The organism is Streptomyces sp. NPDC099050 (assembly GCF_044759865.1).
Lineage (GTDB): Bacteria > Actinomycetota > Actinomycetes > Streptomycetales > Streptomycetaceae > Streptomyces.
This window is the reverse complement of sequence record NZ_JBIWAE010000003.1, coordinates 399538-416615: the sequence shown is the minus strand read 5'-3', so window position 1 is coordinate 416615 and position 17078 is coordinate 399538. Positions and strand designations below refer to the sequence as shown.

Here is a 17078-nt window from a genome sequence, read left to right as displayed (position 1 = left end):
GAGGCCGGGGTGGAGGCGGTGGTGCGGGCCTGGTGCGCGGCCTGGGTACGGCCTGCGGCTCCGTGCTGCGGGCGTGGCTACGGGAAGGGGCGCGAGCGGTCCTGCGGCTACGGCCCCCGCGAAGGCCGGTGCTCCACCGGGCGCAGCCCCCGCCGGGGCCCGTGACCCGGGCGGGGGCAGGGGCGTTGCGCTGGGGGGTGGTGGGGAACCGGCCGCGCCGCCGCCCAGCCGACCCACCCGGAGCGCAGACAAGGCGACCCATGCCTCACCCCGTACCCCCCGCCCGCCCAGCCCCCTCCCGCAGGCCCGACCTGCCGCCCGTGCACGGCGCCGTCATCTGCGTCTCCGCGCCGTGCATGGTCATCTCGCCCGAGCACGGCCAGCTCACCGGGCGCGGGGCCGACGGGATCTACCGCGCCGGGCTCCGGCTGCTGTCCCGCTGCGTGCTGCGCGTCGCCGGCCGCGACCCGGTCGCGGTCCAGGGCCGCGGCCTCGCCGCCGACCGGGCCTCCTTCACCGCGACCGTCCGGACCGGAGCGGAGGCCGGGCCCGATCCCGACGTCGGAGTCGAGCGGATCCGGTACGCCGACGGCACCGAGCGGATCACCCTGCGCAGCTTCACCGGCCGGTCCCTGCGGATCCCCGTGGAGGTCTCGCTCGGCACGGACCTGGCGGAGCTGGCCGAGGTGGCCGCCGGCCGGGCCGGGCCGGAACTGCCCGCCGCGGTGCACGCGGCCGGCCTGCGCTGGACCAAAGGCGATGCCCAGGCCGTCACCGCGGCCGAGCCGCCTCCGGACGACGCCCTGGCCTCGGCCGGGCTGCTGCGCTGGCAGCTCGAACTGCGCCCCGGGGAATCCCGCACCATCGAGCTGCGGACCACCCGCGACCGAGGGGCCCGGGCCCCGGCAGGACAGGTGGCCAATCCGCTGTCCGACGACGCCCGCGCGGAAGGGGACGACCCGAGGGCCGAGGCGTGGCTGCGCACGAGCGTGCAGGACCTGGGCGCGCTGCTGCTCAGGGACCCGAAGGAGCCGACCGACAGTTACGCGGCGGCCGGAGTGCCGTGGAGACTCGGGCTGGCCCCGGCGGAGTCCCTGTGGGCCGCCCGCATGGCGCTGCCGCTCGGCACCGGACTGGCCGCCGCGACCCTGCGCGTCCTGGCCCGGACCCAGACCGGGGGGCGGGGCGCCGACGCGGGGATGATCCCGGGCCCGCTCCGCGGGGCCGGGCCGCAACTGCCCCCGGGATGCACCGGGACCGAGGCGACGCTCGCCTTCCCCGCGGTGCTCGCCGAAGCCCGGCTCTGGGGGATGCCCGAGGCGGAGGTGGACCGGCTGCTCCCCACCGCCGAGCGCTGCCTGGAGTGGCTCCGGGGCGCCTTCGGGGAGGACGGCTTCCTGGCCGACCCCGATCCGGGGCCCCGGCGCTGTGAAACCCAGGCCCACGCCCATCGCGCCGCGCTCCTCGGGGCCGACCTGCTCGCCGGGTGCGGGCGCCCCGGAGCCGAGGAGTGGCGGGACCGGGCGGCCGGGCTGCGGGAGCGGTTCGCAGCCCGCTTCTGGGTCGACGGCCCGGACGGCGGCCGCCCCGCGGCGGCCCTGCATCCCGACGGCCGGCCGCTGCCCCGGCTGACGGGGGCCGCCGCCCACCTGCTGGACACCGGGCTGCTCGGTGGCGGCAGACTCGCGCCCGGGCTGCTCGGCCGGGTCCGTACCGAGCAGCTGGCCCGGCTGCTCGGAGCCCCCGCGATGGACTCCGGCTGGGGACTGCGCAGCATGGCGGTGCGGGAGCCGGGGCACAACCCGTTCGGGCACCGCTCGGGCGCGGTACGGCCGTACGAGAGCGCCGTCGCCGTGGCGGGCCTGGCCCAGGCGGGCTTCGAGAAGGAGGCCACGGGGCTGCTGCGGGGCCTGCTGGACGCGGCGGAGGCCTTCGGGTACCGCCTCCCAGAGATGTACGCGGCCGAGCAGCGCACCGAGGGCAGTGCTCCGCTTCCGCATCCGGCGGCCTGCAGGCCGGCCGCGGTCGCGGCGGCCGCGGGGATCCACGTGCTGACGGCCCTGGCCGGGATCCGCCCGGACGCCCCCGCCGGAACGGTCGCCCTGGTGCCGCTCCCCGGCGCTCCGCTCGGCGGGCTCCGCCTCTCCGGGCTCCGGGTTTCGGGGGAGCCCTTCGCCGTCCGGATCAGCCGGCTGGGCCTGGGCATGGTGGAGGAGGCCGCCGATGCGCTGCAACTGGGCGGGTAGCCGGCACCCCGCCGGCCGGGCCGGATCGGGCCGGGGCTTCCGGTTCCGTGGTCCGAAGATCCCCAAAGCTCTGTTTATCGTCAGGCAGACGACTATGATCGCGGCATGTCGCCCTACGACCCGTCGGCCTTTCCGCCCTTCGCCGTCACCGTCGACCTGGTCGTGCTCACCGTGCGGCGCCATTCGCTCTGCGCGTTGGTCATCCGGCGGGGTGAGCAGCCGTTCCAGGGACGCTGGGCGCTGCCCGGCGGCTTCGTGCGCGGGGACGAGGACCTGTCGGCCGCCGCGGCCCGCGAACTGTCCGAGGAGACCGGCCTCTGCGCCCACGACCCGGCCGCTCCGGACGTGGGCAACGGCGCGCACCTCGAGCAGCTGGCCACCTACGGTGATCCGAAGCGGGATCCGCGCATGCGCGTGGTCAGCGTCGCGCATCTGGTGCTGGCTCCGGACCTGCCCGCCCCCCGGGCCGGCGGTGATGCCAACAGTGCGCGCTGGGCCCCCGTCGACGAGCTCCTGTCCACGGAAGGCCGGACCGGCGCCGGACTCGCCTTCGACCACGAGCAGATCCTCGTCGACGGGGTCGAGCGGGCCCGCTCGAAGATCGAGTACTCCTCGCTGGCCACCGCCTTCTGCCCGCCCGAGTTCACCGTCGGCGAGCTGCGCCGGGTCTACGAAGCGGTCTGGGGAGTCGCCCTCGACCCCCGCAACTTCCACCGCAAGGTCACCGGCACCCCCGGGTTCCTGGTGCCGGCCGGGGGGACGACGACACGTCAGGGCGGCCGTCCCGCCCAGCTGTTCCGGGCCGGCGGGGCGACCCTGCTCAACCCGCCGATGCTGCGCCCCGAAGTCTGAGGCCAGGGCGCCCCGCACCCACGCCGGGGCGCCGACACGGGTGCGGTTCGCGACGGGCTACGCCTTAAATCGGACATATCGCGTTATCTTGTTGGCGGTAATCATCCTGCCGCAGAGCGGTCTCACCCCCCGCGAGAGAAGCGATGCTCCAGGCCATCGGACTCACCAGCGCCCCCCGCCGCAACCTCCCGCCCCTCGTGGACGACCTCACCTTCGAGGCCCGCCCCGGGAGCGTGACCGCACTGCTCGGCGAGCCCGGCTCGGGCAAGACCACCGCACTGCGGCTCATGCTCGAACTCGAACCGGGTCGCGGGGTCACCTACTTCCGCGGGCGCCCCCTGCACCGGATCCCGCATCCGGGCCGCGAGGTCGGCGTGCTCCTCGGCGACCTCCCCGGCAACCCCTCGCGCACCGTGCGCGGCCAGCTGCGGATGCTCTGCGCCGCCGCCGGCGTGCCGGCCGCACGGGCCGACGCGATGCTGGAGGTCGTCGGCGTCGCGGGACTGCGCGACCAGCGGCTGGGTTCGCTCTCGCTCGGCATGGAGCGCAGGGTCGCGCTGGCCGCCGCACTGCTCGCCGACCCTTGCACGCTCCTCCTCGACGAGCCCGCCGCCGGGCTCTCGCCCCGTGAACGGGGCTGGCTGCACGGGCTGCTGCGCGGCCACGCCTCCCTCGGCGGCGCGGTGCTCTTCACCACCGACGACGCGAAGGAGGCCGCCCGCAGCGCGGACCGGGTCGTGAGCATCGAGGCGGGCCGGCTCGTCGCCGACCAGGACGCCGCCGAGTTCGCCCGGACCCGGCTGCGGCCGCGGGTCGCCGTGCGCACGCCGCACGCCGCCCGGTTGGCCGACGTACTGGGCCGGGAGGCGCGGGCCGCCCGGCGGACGTGGGAGATCGTGGAGGAGAGCGGCAGCCGGCTGTCCGTCTACGGCAGCAACTGCGCCGAGGTCGGCGAGGCCGCCTTCCGGCACGGCGTGCTCGTCCACCAGCTCGCCGACGAGACCGGCGACGCGGGCGCGCAGCCGACGCTGCCGCGCGCCCGGGACGCGGCCGCCGACCGAACGCCGGCCGCGTCAGCAGCCGGAGCCGGAGCCGGAGCCGGAACCCGAGCCGACGCCGACCGCGGCGACCGGCCCCGCCCCGCCCGTCCGGGGCGGCCCGCCTCGGCCGTGCGCCGGCTCGGCGGCCCGCTGCGCCCCCTGCGCTACGAGCTGCACCGGATCTTCGGCACCGCCACGCCCCTGCTCACCGCCGCCTTCGTCGTCGCCGTCTCCGTCGTCACGGCCCTGGTGCTGGCCCGGGCCGGCCACACGCCGCAGAACCGGTTGCTCGCCGCCTGGCCCGAGTTGCTCCCGCTGCCGCCCGCGGCGCTGGGCGCCGGGCTGCTCGGGGCCCTGGCCTTCGGCGAGGAGTACCGGTATCCCGCGCTCGCCGCCGACCGCGGAACCGTCCCGCGCCGACTCGGGCTGCTCACCGCGAAACTCGGTGTCAGCGGCGCCCTCGCGCTGCTGCTCGGCGCCCTGGCCGTGACCGCCGACGCCGCCGCCCTGACGCTGGTGTTCGGCAGCGCACCGCTCCGCACGCCCGTGGAGTGGCTGTCCCCGGCCGCGAGTTGGGCGGGGCTGCTCATCGGCTGCGCCTGGTCCGGAGTCCTGGCCTCGGGTGTCTTCCGGTCCGCCTCCGCCGGCCTGGCCGCGGTGCTCGCCGTACCGGTGATGGTCGTACCGCTCGTGCGCAAGGCCCTGGACGGCCCGTCCGCGTACCCGGTCACCGGACTGGCGGAGCGACTGCGCGGTCTGGCCTGGGCGCAGTGGCCGCCGGAGGCGGACCGGGTGGTCCTCGGGGCGATCCGGGTGATGGCCCAACCGGTGGGCACCGCTCTGGTGTTGTCGCTGATGGTCCTGTTGTGCGCCTATGGGTTCACAGGACTGCGCGGCCGCGTCCGTTTGTGAGGGATCGTTGGTGATCGTTTCCGTGTCGATCCGGACCCAATGGGACCGTTGTGGTCCACATCAAGCCCGGTGAACCGCAACTCCCCGCAAAAGGCCCGGTTCTTTACGATAAGTCGTCAATTGCGCAGGTGGCACCGATCACCCTTTCGTGTGCTTTTCACCAAAGACCTCAAGGGTCGCGGAGACACAGCCGACAAAGGATTCGTGAGTACCCTTGCGCACACCATGATGACCGCCGCCCGCCATGCCGATTCCGGCCTCGCCGGCGCGGGTGAACTCGACCGCTACCCCTACCCGGAGGCCTCGGGGGCCGACCGGGTGGGAGTGCCCCACTGGGACGGATCCGACGTCGAGTTGAGCCGGGTCGGCCGCCGCGCCGCGGGCAGCCGCGGACGCGGCCTGCACGGCCAACTCGTCCAGCAGCTCGGCCAGATGATCGTTTCTGGTGACCTCGGTGCGGACCGCCCGCTGGTCCCCGAGGAGATCGGACAGCGTTTCGAGGTCTCCCGCACCGTCGTCCGCGAATCGCTTCGGGTCCTCGAGGCCAAGGGCCTCGTCAGCGCCCGCCCCAACGTCGGCACCCGGGTCCGCCCGGTCGCCGACTGGAACCTCCTCGACCCCGACATCATCGAGTGGCGCGCCTTCGGCCCGCAGCGCGACGACCAGCGCCGGGAGCTCGGCGAGCTCCGCTGGACCATCGAGCCGCTCGCCGCCCGCCTCGCCGCCGGCCATGGCCGCCCGGAGATCCAGCAGCGCCTCGCCGACATGGTCGAGATCATGGGACACGCCCTCGGCCAGGGCGATTCGATCACCTTCGCGCGTGCGGACAACGAGTTCCACGCCCTGCTCATCCAAGTCGCGGCCAACCGCATGCTGGAGCACCTCTCCGGCATCGTCTCCGTCGCCCTGCAAGTCTCCGGCAGTCCCGTCACCTCCTGTGACCGTCCCAGCGAGACCTGCGTCGCGCACCACGCGCGCATGGTCGAGTGCCTCGCCGCCGGCGACGCGGTGGGCGCGGAGAACGCCATGCGCCAGCTTCTGACGGTGCATCCGGAGGTCGAGCGCGTGGTTCCCGCCCCGCGCGAGCACTGACGATTCGCAGCGCACGGGCGTGGGCGCGTCGACGGGGTGCCCGTCCCGGGCGGCACCCCCGGAAGGAGTCCGGGGGGAATCCGGGGAGGGCCCGGCGGCGAGGTGAGGCTCCCCGCCCGGGTCCTGAGCGCCCCGGCCGCCCCCCCGGCTCCGTTCGGGCGTTCGGGACCCCGCTTCCGGGGAGCCGTCCGGCCCGCGAAACGGGTCGTGTTCGGACACACCGGACGTGCAGAAATAACGGTGTGACCGGCATGGCATCGAACGGGGTGTGACTCGGGCCACGAAGATTGGGCGTAACGCTCCGCGAGGTCACGCGATGACCTAAGAGGTGATGGCCGACGGAGGGAAGACAGCAGCCCTTGGGGGTGCTGTGCAGCTCCCCGGCCCCTGCCCGCGCCCCCGGCCCATCCCCAGTCGGTGGTCGTCGGCTCCGGTCCAGCACCACCAGGCCGGGGTCGGAAGCCGTTTCCATCGTTCCGAGAGGTTGTTCGTGTCGGCCAGCACATCCCGTACGCTCCCGCCGGAGATCGCCGATTCCGAGTCTGTGATGGCGCTCATCGAGCGGGGCAAGGCCGAGGGGCAGATCGCCGGCGATGACGTGCGTCGGGCCTTCGAGGCTGACCAGATTCCTGCGACCCAGTGGAAGAATGTCCTGCGCAGCCTCAACCAGATCCTTGAGGAAGAGGGTGTGACGCTGATGGTCAGTGCCGCGGAGTCGCCCAAGCGCACCACCCGCAAGAGCGTCGCAGCGAAGACCCCCGTCAAGCGGACGGCCACCGAGCCCGTCGCCAAGAAGGCGGCGCCCGGGACGGCGGCAGCGCCCGCCGCCGTGCCGGACGCGGTGGCGGGGACGGCGGAACCGGATCCCGCGCACACGGACACCGGCGTCGACGCCCTCGCGGAGGGGACCGCGACCGAGCCCGCCGCCAAGAAGGCGGCGGCGAAGAAGACGGCGGCGAAGAAGGCCGCGCCCGCCAAGAAGACCGCGGCGAAGAAGACGGCGGCCAAGAAGACCGCCGCCAAGAAGGACGCCGACGACGCGGGCGACGAAGAGACCGCGGAAGAGGGCGCCGGAGCCGCCAAGGCCGAGTCCGAGGACGAGGAGGAAGGCGCCGAGAGCAAGGGCTTCGTCATCTCGGACGACGAGGACGACGCCCCGGCCCAGCAGGTCGCCGTGGCCGGTGCCACCGCCGACCCCGTCAAGGACTACCTCAAGCAGATCGGCAAGGTCCCCCTCCTCAACGCCGAGCAGGAGGTCGAGCTCGCCAAGCGCATCGAGGCCGGACTCTTCGGCGAGGACAAGCTCGCCAACTCCGACAAGCTGGCGCCCAAGCTCAAGCGCGAGCTGGAGATCATCGCCGAGGACGGCCGCCGGGCCAAGAACCACCTGCTGGAGGCCAACCTCCGCCTCGTGGTCTCCCTCGCCAAGCGCTACACCGGCCGCGGCATGCTCTTCCTGGACCTGATCCAGGAGGGCAACCTGGGTCTGATCCGCGCCGTGGAGAAGTTCGACTACACCAAGGGCTACAAGTTCTCCACGTACGCCACCTGGTGGATCCGGCAGGCGATCACCCGGGCCATGGCCGACCAGGCCCGCACCATCCGCATCCCGGTGCACATGGTCGAGGTCATCAACAAGCTGGCCCGTGTCCAGCGCCAGATGCTCCAGGACCTGGGCCGCGAGCCCACCCCGGAGGAGCTGGCCAAGGAACTCGACATGACCCCCGAGAAGGTCATCGAGGTCCAGAAGTACGGCCGCGAGCCGATCTCCCTGCACACCCCGCTCGGCGAGGACGGCGACAGCGAGTTCGGCGACCTCATCGAGGACTCCGAGGCGGTCGTCCCGGCCGACGCCGTGAGCTTCACGCTCCTGCAGGAGCAGCTGCACTCGGTCCTCGACACGCTGAGCGAGCGCGAGGCGGGCGTGGTCTCCATGCGCTTCGGCCTGACGGACGGCCAGCCCAAGACGCTCGACGAGATCGGCAAGGTCTACGGGGTCACCCGTGAGCGCATCCGCCAGATCGAATCGAAGACCATGTCGAAGCTCCGCCACCCGTCCCGGTCCCAGGTGCTTCGCGATTACCTCGACTGATCCGGCCTGATCCACCTGATCCGGCCTGACCGGCCGGGCACGCCGAAAGGTTCGCCGCAGGTCGTCGCCGGTGGCCGCGCGGGTGCGCACGGCCACCGGGCGTCCCACTCTGAGTGGAGTCATGCACACTCGGAGTCAGGAGGCCTCATGCGTCGTCCCTTTGCCCGTGTCCTGGCGGGAGCGCTGACCCTGGCGGCGGGAGCGGCGGCGGCGCCGCTCTCCCAGGCGCCGCGAGCCGCCGCGGACAGCGTGGTGATCGGCGGGAGGCCGGTGAAGGTGGCCGACGCCCCGTGGGTCGTGGCCCTCGCCAGCCGTGACCGGTTCGGGGGTACGCGCGGCGGCCAGTTCTGCGGGGGCGTCCTCGTCACCCCGACCAAGGTGGTGACCGCGGCCCACTGCCTGGCGCGTCAGGTACTGGGAGGTCCGGTCGACTCCGTCCGCGATTTCCGGGTGATCACCGGGCGTACGGAGCTGCGCGCGAGCGAGGGCCGGGAGATCGCGGTGCGTTCCGCCCGGGTGAACCCGGCGTACGACGCGGGCAGCAATGCCGGCGATCTGGCCGTCCTGGAGCTGGCCGAAGCCGTGTCCGCGCAGAACGTGCTGCCCATGGCCGGCCTCGGGCATCCGGCCTACGGGGCCGGCACCGAGGCAGCCGTGTACGGCTGGGGCGACACCAGCGGCTTCGGCGACTACGCCTACGCGCTGCGGGCCGCCAGGGTGACGGTGCTGGCGGACGAGGTGTGCGGGCGGGCCTACCCGGGAGACGCCGACGGTCAGTACCGGGCCGACTCCATGGTGTGCGCGGGGGACCGCGAGGGCGGCAAGGATGCCTGCCAGGGGGACAGCGGCGGCCCCCTGGTGGCCCAGGGGCGGCTGATCGGGCTGGTCTCCTGGGGGCGCGGCTGCGGGCGGGCGGACAGCCCGGGGGTGTACACGCGGATCGCACCGCTGATCGGCTTCGTCTCCTCCGACCCCGTCAGCGGCCCGGAGGCGGCCCGGGGGGAGCCGGGTCGCCCTGGTGGTCGCGGAGTCCTGCGGATGGACGTACGCCCCGCCCAGGGGCCCGGGAGGGGCCTCGCGGCGGGGGACCTGTCCGCGCTGAAGCGCTGAGCTCCGTCCGGGCATGAGGCCCGAGCCCGTCCGGACGTGAGGCCCGAGCCCGTCCGGGCATGAGGACGGGCGGTCCCTCTGGGTCGCAGAGGTACCGCCCGTCGACCGGCTACGCCGGTCCTGGCTCGTCGGATGCGAGGTGTAGGCCTTGTGTCAGCGGTCCTCGGGTTCGGCGGCACTGGCCGCCGGAGCGGACGTAAGCCGCTCGGTCTCATCCTGTATTTCCGCGGCGATCTTCTTGAGTTCCGGCTCGAACTTGCGCCCGTGGTGGGCGCAGAAGAGCAGTTCACCGCCGCTCAGCAGGACGACGCGCAGATATGCCTGGGCGCCGCAACGGTCGCATCGGTCAGCGGCCGTCAGCGGGGTCGCGGGTGTCAGAACAGTAGTCACGTCGCCTCTTCTCTAGCTCGACGAGCTGTCGTACCAGGGTCAACATCCAACCAGGCCGAAAACGTTCCCGCTCGCGGCTTTTCCTCGAAACTTCCTTCCGAAGCTGGCCGGCCGTTGCCGGTTGGCGGCGAAGGAGCCGTATTGCGTTGCTTTACGGTTTCGCGTTGTCAGGTCGTTCGCTTGTCGTAGTTCTGTCCTCTCCGGCTGAGTGCCGGATGTTGATGAGGACGTGCCCGAACACTAAATGGTTCATGCGCGGAAGGGAACGTGATGTTTGCTTCACCCTCACGGGGGATCGAACACGCGTACGGATCTGCACTAGGCTGGTGAAGGGGCTGGGATGGCGTTGCATCGGCTCTACCAGGCCTCGGTACCCTTCCAACGGCAACCGAGCCACCACTGCGCCCGACCGGGCCAGAAAAAGAATTCAGCGAGGAGCGAACTGCGTGACCGCCGACACGTCCGTGCCTTCCAGCGCACTGCTGACCGGAGCAGACCGGGACGGCTCCAACTACACCGCGCGGCACCTGCTCGTCCTCGAGGGCCTCGAGGCCGTCCGCAAGCGCCCCGGCATGTATATCGGCTCCACCGACAGCCGGGGCCTCATGCACTGCCTCTGGGAGATCATCGACAATTCCGTCGATGAGGCCCTGGGCGGCTACTGCGACCACATCGAGGTGATCCTCCACGAGGACTCCTCCGTGGAGGTCCGCGACAACGGCCGCGGCATCCCCGTGGACGTCGAGCCCAAGACCGGCCTCTCCGGCGTCGAGGTCGTCATGACCAAGCTGCACGCCGGCGGCAAGTTCGGCGGCGGGTCGTACGCGGCCTCCGGCGGCCTGCACGGCGTCGGCGCCTCCGTCGTCAACGCGCTCTCGGCGCGTCTGGACGTGGAGGTCGACCGGGGCAGCGCCACGCAGGCCATCAGCTTCCGCCGCGGCGTCCCCGGCATGTTCACCGAGCAGGGCCCCGACAGCCCCTTCGACCCCGCCAACGGCCTGCGCAAGGGCAAGCGGATCGCCAAGGGCAAGACCGGCACCCGGATCCGCTACTGGGCCGACCGGCAGATCTTCCTCAAGGACGCCAAGCTCACGCTGGACACGCTCTACCAGCGTGCCCGCCAGACGGCCTTCCTCGTACCCGGCCTGACCATCGTGGTCCGCGACGAGCGGGCCCTGGAAGGGGCCGGCAAGACCGAGGAGACCTTCCGCTTCGACGGGGGCATCAGCGAGTTCTGCGAGTACCTCGCCCAGGACAAGGCGGCCTGTGACGTCCTGCGCCTGACCGGCACCGGGATCTTCAAGGAGACCGTCCCGGTCCTCGACGACCGCGGCCACATGACCCCCACCGAGGTCACACGTGAGCTCGGCGTGGACATCGCCCTGCGCTGGGGCACGGGGTACGAGACGAACGTGAAGTCGTTCGTGAACATCATCGCCACCCCCAAGGGCGGCACCCACATCTCCGGCTTCGAACGCTCGGTCACCAAGACCGTGAACGAGGTGCTGCGCTCCGCGAAGCTGCTGCGCGTCGCCGAGGACGACGTGGTCAAGGACGACGCGATGGAGGGCATGACGGCGGTCGTCACCGTCCGCCTCGCCGAGCCGCAGTTCGAGGGCCAGACCAAGGAGGTGCTCGGTACCTCGGCGGCCACCCGGATCGTCGCGGCCGTCGTCGCCAAGGAGCTCAAGGCCTTCCTGACCTCCACCAAGCGGGACGACAAGCAGCAGGCCCGCTCCGTGATGGAGAAGATCGTCGCGGCCGCCCGGACCCGGATCGCGGCCCGCCAGCACAAGGAGGCGCAGCGCCGCAAGACCGCGCTGGAGTCCTCCTCGCTGCCCGCCAAGCTGGCCGACTGCCGCAGCGACGACGTGGAGCGCAGCGAGCTCTTCATCGTCGAGGGTGACTCGGCGCTCGGTACGGCCAAGCTCGCCCGGAACTCCGAATTCCAGGCGCTGCTGCCCATCCGCGGCAAGATCCTCAACGTCCAGAAGTCCTCGGTCTCGGACATGCTCAAGAACGCCGAGTGCGGGGCGATCATCCAGGTCATAGGAGCCGGCTCGGGCCGGACCTTCGACATCGACGCCGCCCGGTACGGGAAGATCGTCCTGCTCGTGGACGCCGATGTGGACGGCGCGCACATCCGCTGCCTGCTGCTCACGCTCTTCCAGCGCTACATGCGCCCGATGGTCGAGGCGGGCCGGGTCTTCGCCGCCGTGCCGCCGCTGCACCGGATCGAGCTCGTCCAGCCGAAGAAGGGGCAGGACAAGTACGTCTACACGTACTCGGACAACGAACTGCGCCAGACCCTGCTGGAGTACCAGCGCAAGAACATCCGGTACAAGGACTCGATCCAGCGCTACAAGGGTCTCGGCGAGATGGATGCCGATCAGCTGGCGGAGACCACCATGGATCCCCGTTTCCGCACCCTGCGCCGGATCAACATCGGCGACCTGGACTCGGCCGAGTCGGTCTTCGACCTGCTCATGGGCAACGAGGTGGCCCCGCGCAAGGAGTTCATCACCAGCTCCGCGGCCACCCTGGACCGGTCGCGGATCGACGCCTGACCGGACCCCGTGCCACCCGGGGGGCCACCGGCGGACCTCCGGTGGCACTTCCGCGGCACTGGCACACCCGTGCTCTTCACTCCATCACCTGATGGAGTGAAGAGCACCGGGACACCAGTCCGGAAAGCGTCCCTCCCGCACATCCTTGTGGGCACGCGGCCACTGCGGCGGCGGACAAGGAGAGTTCGGTGGACAAGCACGAAGGTCGTGATGCCGGAACGATCCGGCTGGACGACCCCTGGTACGACGCGCTGGCCGTCGGTTGGGGCGAGGGCGAGGGTGCCGGCGCAGGCGAGGGGCCCGGCGGAGCGGCGGGCGGCGGAGCGGAAACGTCACCGCCGAACTCCTCCCCGGGCGCCGCGCCCGCGCGCGCGGCGTCCGACATCTACCTCGAAGTGCAGCGCAGCGCGGCCTTCCAGGAAGTGCGCGGCCGCTACCGGAGGTTCGTCGTCCCCGCGACCGCCGGCTTCTTCCTCTGGTACGTCGCCTACGTGATCGCCGCCACCACGGCGCCGGACATGATGGCCCGGCCGGTGTTCGGGTCCGTCAACGTGGCCCTGCTCGCGGGCCTCGGCCAGTTCCTCAGCACCTTCCTGCTGACCTGGGCCTACGCCCGTCACGCCCGGCTGCGGCGCGACCGCGCGGCGCTGGACCTGCGCTGGACGGTCTTCGAGCAGGAGCAGGTCCGCCGGGCGGGCGCCGGGGAGCGCACCCGGGGACGGGGGGCGGGCCGGTGACCACCGAGCACCAGACCCTGGCGCTGCTCCTGTTCAGCGTCTTCATCGCCGTCACGCTCGGCATCACCACCTGGGTGAGCCGCAACCGGCACGGTTCCGCGGAGGAGTTCTACGCGGGCGGGCGGCTGTTCTCCCCGATGGAGAACGGTTTCGCCATCGCCGGCGACTACATGTCCGCCGCCTCCTTCCTCGGCATCTCCGGCCTCATCGCCCTCTTCGGATACGACGGCCTGCTGTACTCGGTGGGCTTCCTCGTCGCCTGGCTGGTCGTCCTGTTCCTCGTCGCCGAACTCGTCCGCAACTGCGGCCGGTTCACCCTCGCGGACGTGGTCGCCGCGCGGATGAGCGAGCGGCCCGTGCGGATCGCCGCCGGGACCTCGTCGGTGGTCGTCTCCGTGCTGTACCTCGTCGCGCAGATGGTCGGCGCCGGCAGCCTCGTGGGCCTGCTGCTCGCCGATTCGGGCCGGACCGCACGGACGCTGACCGTCATCGGGGTCGGCGCGCTCATGGTGATCTACGTGTCCTTCGGCGGCATGCGGGCCACCACCTGGATCCAGATCGTCAAGGCCGTGCTGCTGATGGGCGGGGCGATCACCCTGACGGTGCTCGTGCTGCTGCGCTTCCACGGGAACTTCGACCAGCTGCTCAGCAGCGCCGCCGAGCGCAGCGGGCACGGCGACCGGTTCCTGGGCCCCGGGCTCAAGTACGGCGGCGACTGGACGGCCCGCTTCGACTTCATGAGCCTCGGGCTCGCCCTGGTCCTGGGGACGGCCGGGCTGCCGCACATCCTGTCCCGCTTCTACACGGTGCCCACGGCGCGGGCGGCCCGCCGGTCGGTGGTGTGGGCGATCGGGCTGATCGGCAGCTTCTACCTGATGACCATCGTGCTGGGCTTCGGTGCGGCGGCGCTGCTCGGGCCTGAGCAGGTCAAGGCGTCCAACGCCTCGGGGAACACGGCGGTTCCGCTGCTCGCGGCCTTCCTGGGCGGCGGGGCCGACTCGACCGGCGGGGCGGTGCTGTTCGCCTTCGTGGCGGCCATCGCCTTCGCGACCATCCTCGCGGTGGTCGCGGGGATCACCCTCGCCTCGTCGGCCTCCGTCGCGCACGACCTGTACGCCTCGCTCAAGCGCCGCCACGCCCGCCAGCGCAGCGAGGTGACGGTGGCCAGGGTGGCGGCGGTCGGGATCGGGGCGGTGGCCATCGCGCTGGGTCTGCTCGCCCAGGACCTGAACGTGGCCTTCCTGGTGGGTCTGGCCTTCGCGGTGGCGGCCTCGGCGAACCTGCCGGTGCTCCTGTACTCGCTGTTCTGGCGCGGGTTCACCACGCGGGGCGCCGTCTGGTCGGTGTACGGGGGACTGCTCCCGGCCGTGTTGCTGGTCGCCCTGTCCCCGGTGGTCTCGGGCAGCCCCGAATCCCTCTTCCCGGGCGTCGACTTCCAGCTCTTCCCGCTCCAGAACCCGGGCATCGTGTCCATCCCGCTCGGCTTCCTGGCGGGCTGGCTGGGCACCGTGACCTCGGCGGAGGAGCCGGACGAGCGGCGGCACGCGGAGACCGAGGTCCGCGCGCTGACGGGGGCCGGGGCGGTGTAGGGCCGGCCCGGCGGGGGAGCGGGACCGCCCGATAGGACGGCCTGCCGGGCGGTGTCAGCCGGTGTCAGCCGGTCGTGGGCGGACGCCAGGCGTAGCGGTGCTCCGGGCGGCCCGTCTCGCCGTACCTCAGGGCGAGAACAACGCGGCCGGCGCGGTCGAGGAGCTTGAGGTAGCGCTGGGCGGTCTGGCGGCTGATGCCCGCGCGGTCGGCGATCTGCTGGGTGGAGAGCGGGCCCTCGGCCGCGCGCAGGATGCCGCGGACCAGGTCGGCGGTGGTGGGGGAGTGGCCCTTGGGGAGGTCGCTCGGGGCGTCGGCGCCGGCCGCGGCGAGCGCGCCGAAGATCCGGTCCACCTCCGACTGCTCGGCCTCGCCGCCCGTGTCCAGGGTGCGGCGCAGGGCCGCGTAGGCCTCCAGACGGGTGCGCAGGCCCGCGAAGGTGAAGGGCTTGACCAGGTACTGGAGGGCGCCGAGCCGCATTGCGGCCTGGACGGTGGCCAGGTCGCGGGCGGCCGTCACCATGATCACGTCGGTGCGGTGGCCGCGTTCGCGCAGCCGCCGGACCAGGTCGAGGCCGTTCTCGTCGGGGAGGTAGTGGTCGAGGAGGATCAGGTCCACGGGGCGGGAGTCGAGGAGCGCCAGTGCCTCCGCAGCGGAATGTGCCTGGGCCGCGACGCGGAAGCCGGGGACCTTGGCCACGTAGGCCGCGTTGATCCGGGCGACGCGCAGGTCGTCGTCGACGACCAGCACGTCGAAGGCGCTGGATGCCCCCGGTCGGTCGACCTCGCTCATCGCAGGGCCTCCGGGAGCACGACGGAGAATTCCGCCCCACCGCCGGTCGCGTCGCCGGCCCGGACCGTGCCGCCCTGCCGTTCGGCGAGGCGCCGCACCAGGGCGAGACCGAGCCCGCGTCCGCGGTGGGCGCCGCCGGCCTGGGGCTGCTTGGTCGACCAGCCCTCGGTGAAGATCTCCTCGCGGCGCGCCACCGGGACGCCGGGACCGCTGTCGCGGACCCGTAGGACCGCGGTGCGGCCGTCCGCCCGGATGTCGACCTCGACCAGTGGCGCGGACGAGCCGATCGCGGCGTCCAGTGCGTTGTCGACCAGGTTGCCGAGGATGGTGACCAGGCCTCCCGGGTCGACGAGGCGGTCGGGCAGCAGGGCGGAATCGGCCAGCCGGAGGGGCACCCCGCGCTCCGCCGCGACCGTGGCCTTGCCCATCAGCAGGGCGGCGAGCAGGGGGTCGTGCACCTTCTCGGTGACCTGCTCGGCGGTGCTGCGGTGCACGCCGACCACCTCCGTGACGAACTCCACGGCCTCCTCGTACAGGCCCAGTTCCAGGAGCCCGAGGAGGGTGTGGAGCCGGTTGGCGTGTTCGTGGTCCTGGGCGCGCAGGGCGTCGATCAGGCCCTTGGTGGAGTCGAGCTCGCGCCCCAGGTGCTCGAGCTCGGTGCGGTCGCGCAGGGTGGCCACGGCTCCGCCGTCCTCGGTGGGCATCCGGTTGGCGACCAGGACCCGGGCGCCCTGCACGGTGAGCAGGTCGCGGCCGGTGACCCGGCCGGTGAGGACGTCGGTGGTGCGGCCCGCGCTGAGCACCTCGTCCAGGGCGCGTCCCGCGACCGCGCCGGCGGCCTCGGGGGCGAGGCCCAGCAGCCGGGCCGCTTCGTCGTTGACCAGCCGGACCCGGCCGGTCCGGTCGAGGGCGATCACACCTTCCCGGATGGAGTGCAGCATCGCCTCGCGTTCGGCGAGCAGGCCCGCGATATCGGAGAAGGCCAGGTCGCGGGTCTGCCGGTGGATCCTGCGCGAGAGCAGGTAGGCGGCGAGGGCGCCCGCCGCCAGGGCGCCGCCCGCGTACGCGAGCAGGCCCGGGATGGCGCCGAGCAGGCGGCCCTGGACGCTGTCGTAGGCGATGCCGACCGAGACGGCGCCGACGATCTCGCCGTCGGCGGCGAGCAGGGGGACCTTGCCGCGCGCGGTGCGGCCCAGGGTGCCCTCGTCGATCTCCATGACCTCGCGGCCGGCCAGGGCGTCGCGGGGGTCGGTGGACACGGGCCGCCCGATGCGGTCGGGGCTCGGGTGCGCGCGGCGGATGCCGTCCAGGTCCATGACCACCACGTACTCGGCGCCCGTGGCCGAGCGGATCCGCTCCGCGGAGGCCTGTACGGGGCTGTCGGGCGAGGGTGCCGAGCCGCGGAGGCCGGCGGCCAGGGAGGGGTCGGCCGCGGCGCTCTGGGCGATGGCCAGGGCGCGTCGCATCGCCTGGTCGTCGAGCTGCGCGCTCAGCGGCGCCAGGAAGAGGCCTGTGGCCAGCGCGAGGACCCCGGCGGCGATCGCCAGCTGGGTCAGCAGGATCTGCGAGGCGGCCCGTCTGGGCAGCCCGAGGCGCCGAGCGCTCATGTGGAGGAACCGCGGGGACTGCATGAGTACGAACGGTAGGGCGATTCGGACGTA

At 72.9% G+C, this 17078-nt stretch carries 12 protein-coding genes; 9 read left to right on the top strand and 3 right to left on the bottom strand.

Going from position 1 to position 17078, the window contains the following annotated elements:
- The first annotated feature begins 260 nt into the window (after positions 1-260).
- The 6 genes from ACIQV3_RS07625 to ACIQV3_RS07600 all read left to right on the top strand — a co-directional run bounded on the left by ACIQV3_RS07625 (position 261) and on the right by ACIQV3_RS07600 (position 9344).
- Entirely contained in the window at positions 261-2246 is a 1986-nt protein-coding gene (locus tag ACIQV3_RS07625) for a glycogen debranching N-terminal domain-containing protein (protein ID WP_403710722.1), read from the top strand.
- Positions 2247-2351: 105 nt separating this feature from the next.
- Positions 2352-3098 (top strand): NUDIX domain-containing protein, encoded by a 747-nt coding sequence (locus tag ACIQV3_RS07620; protein WP_403710720.1) that lies wholly within the window; start codon positions 2352-2354, stop codon positions 3096-3098.
- Between the two features lie 143 nt (positions 3099-3241).
- Positions 3242-5050 (top strand): ATP-binding cassette domain-containing protein, encoded by a 1809-nt coding sequence (locus tag ACIQV3_RS07615; protein WP_403710718.1) that lies wholly within the window; start codon positions 3242-3244, stop codon positions 5048-5050.
- A 150-nt stretch (positions 5051-5200) separates the two neighbouring features.
- The gene (locus ACIQV3_RS07610; protein WP_403710716.1) at positions 5201-6142 is read left to right on the top strand and encodes a FadR/GntR family transcriptional regulator; all 942 of its coding nucleotides are present in this window, start codon (positions 5201-5203) and stop codon (positions 6140-6142) included.
- 484 nt (positions 6143-6626) lie between these two features.
- Positions 6627-8234: an RNA polymerase sigma factor gene (locus tag ACIQV3_RS07605; protein ID WP_403710713.1), complete on the top strand. Its 1608-nt coding sequence runs from the start codon at positions 6627-6629 to the stop codon at positions 8232-8234.
- A gap of 147 nt (positions 8235-8381) precedes the next feature.
- Positions 8382-9344 carry a S1 family peptidase gene (locus ACIQV3_RS07600; protein ID WP_403710711.1) on the top strand — a complete coding sequence of 321 codons (963 nt, stop codon included), beginning with the start codon at positions 8382-8384 and terminating at the stop codon, positions 9342-9344.
- Between the two features lie 153 nt (positions 9345-9497).
- Here the strand turns inward: ACIQV3_RS07600 and ACIQV3_RS07595 are convergent, their stop codons facing one another.
- A complete protein-coding gene (locus ACIQV3_RS07595; RefSeq protein WP_112449103.1) occupies positions 9498-9734 on the bottom strand; it encodes a hypothetical protein in 237 nt (78 codons plus the stop codon).
- Positions 9735-10180: 446 nt separating this feature from the next.
- Here ACIQV3_RS07595 and ACIQV3_RS07590 point away from each other — a divergent pair, with 446 nt between their 5' ends.
- From ACIQV3_RS07590 to ACIQV3_RS07580, 3 genes are all read left to right on the top strand, one after another.
- Positions 10181-12301: a type IIA DNA topoisomerase subunit B gene (locus tag ACIQV3_RS07590; RefSeq protein WP_389439309.1), complete on the top strand. Its 2121-nt coding sequence runs from the start codon at positions 10181-10183 to the stop codon at positions 12299-12301.
- Between the two features lie 188 nt (positions 12302-12489).
- Positions 12490-13038: a DUF485 domain-containing protein gene (locus ACIQV3_RS07585; RefSeq protein ID WP_403710709.1), complete on the top strand. Its 549-nt coding sequence runs from the start codon at positions 12490-12492 to the stop codon at positions 13036-13038.
- Complete coding sequence (locus tag ACIQV3_RS07580; protein WP_403710707.1) at positions 13035-14627, top strand: cation acetate symporter; 1593 nt, start codon at positions 13035-13037, stop codon at positions 14625-14627. Before ACIQV3_RS07585 ends, ACIQV3_RS07580 begins: the two co-directional genes overlap by 4 nt.
- Before the next feature lie 64 nt (positions 14628-14691).
- Here the strand turns inward: ACIQV3_RS07580 and ACIQV3_RS07575 are convergent, their stop codons facing one another.
- Positions 14692-15417: a response regulator gene (locus ACIQV3_RS07575; RefSeq protein ID WP_403710705.1), complete on the bottom strand. Its 726-nt coding sequence runs from the start codon at positions 15415-15417 to the stop codon at positions 14692-14694.
- On the bottom strand, positions 15414-17024 hold the full coding sequence (locus ACIQV3_RS07570) for an ATP-binding protein (RefSeq protein ID WP_403710703.1): 1611 nt from the start codon (positions 17022-17024) through the stop codon (positions 15414-15416). The genes ACIQV3_RS07575 and ACIQV3_RS07570 overlap by 4 nt, the downstream gene beginning before the upstream one ends.
- Between the last annotated feature and the right edge of the window lie 54 nt (positions 17025-17078).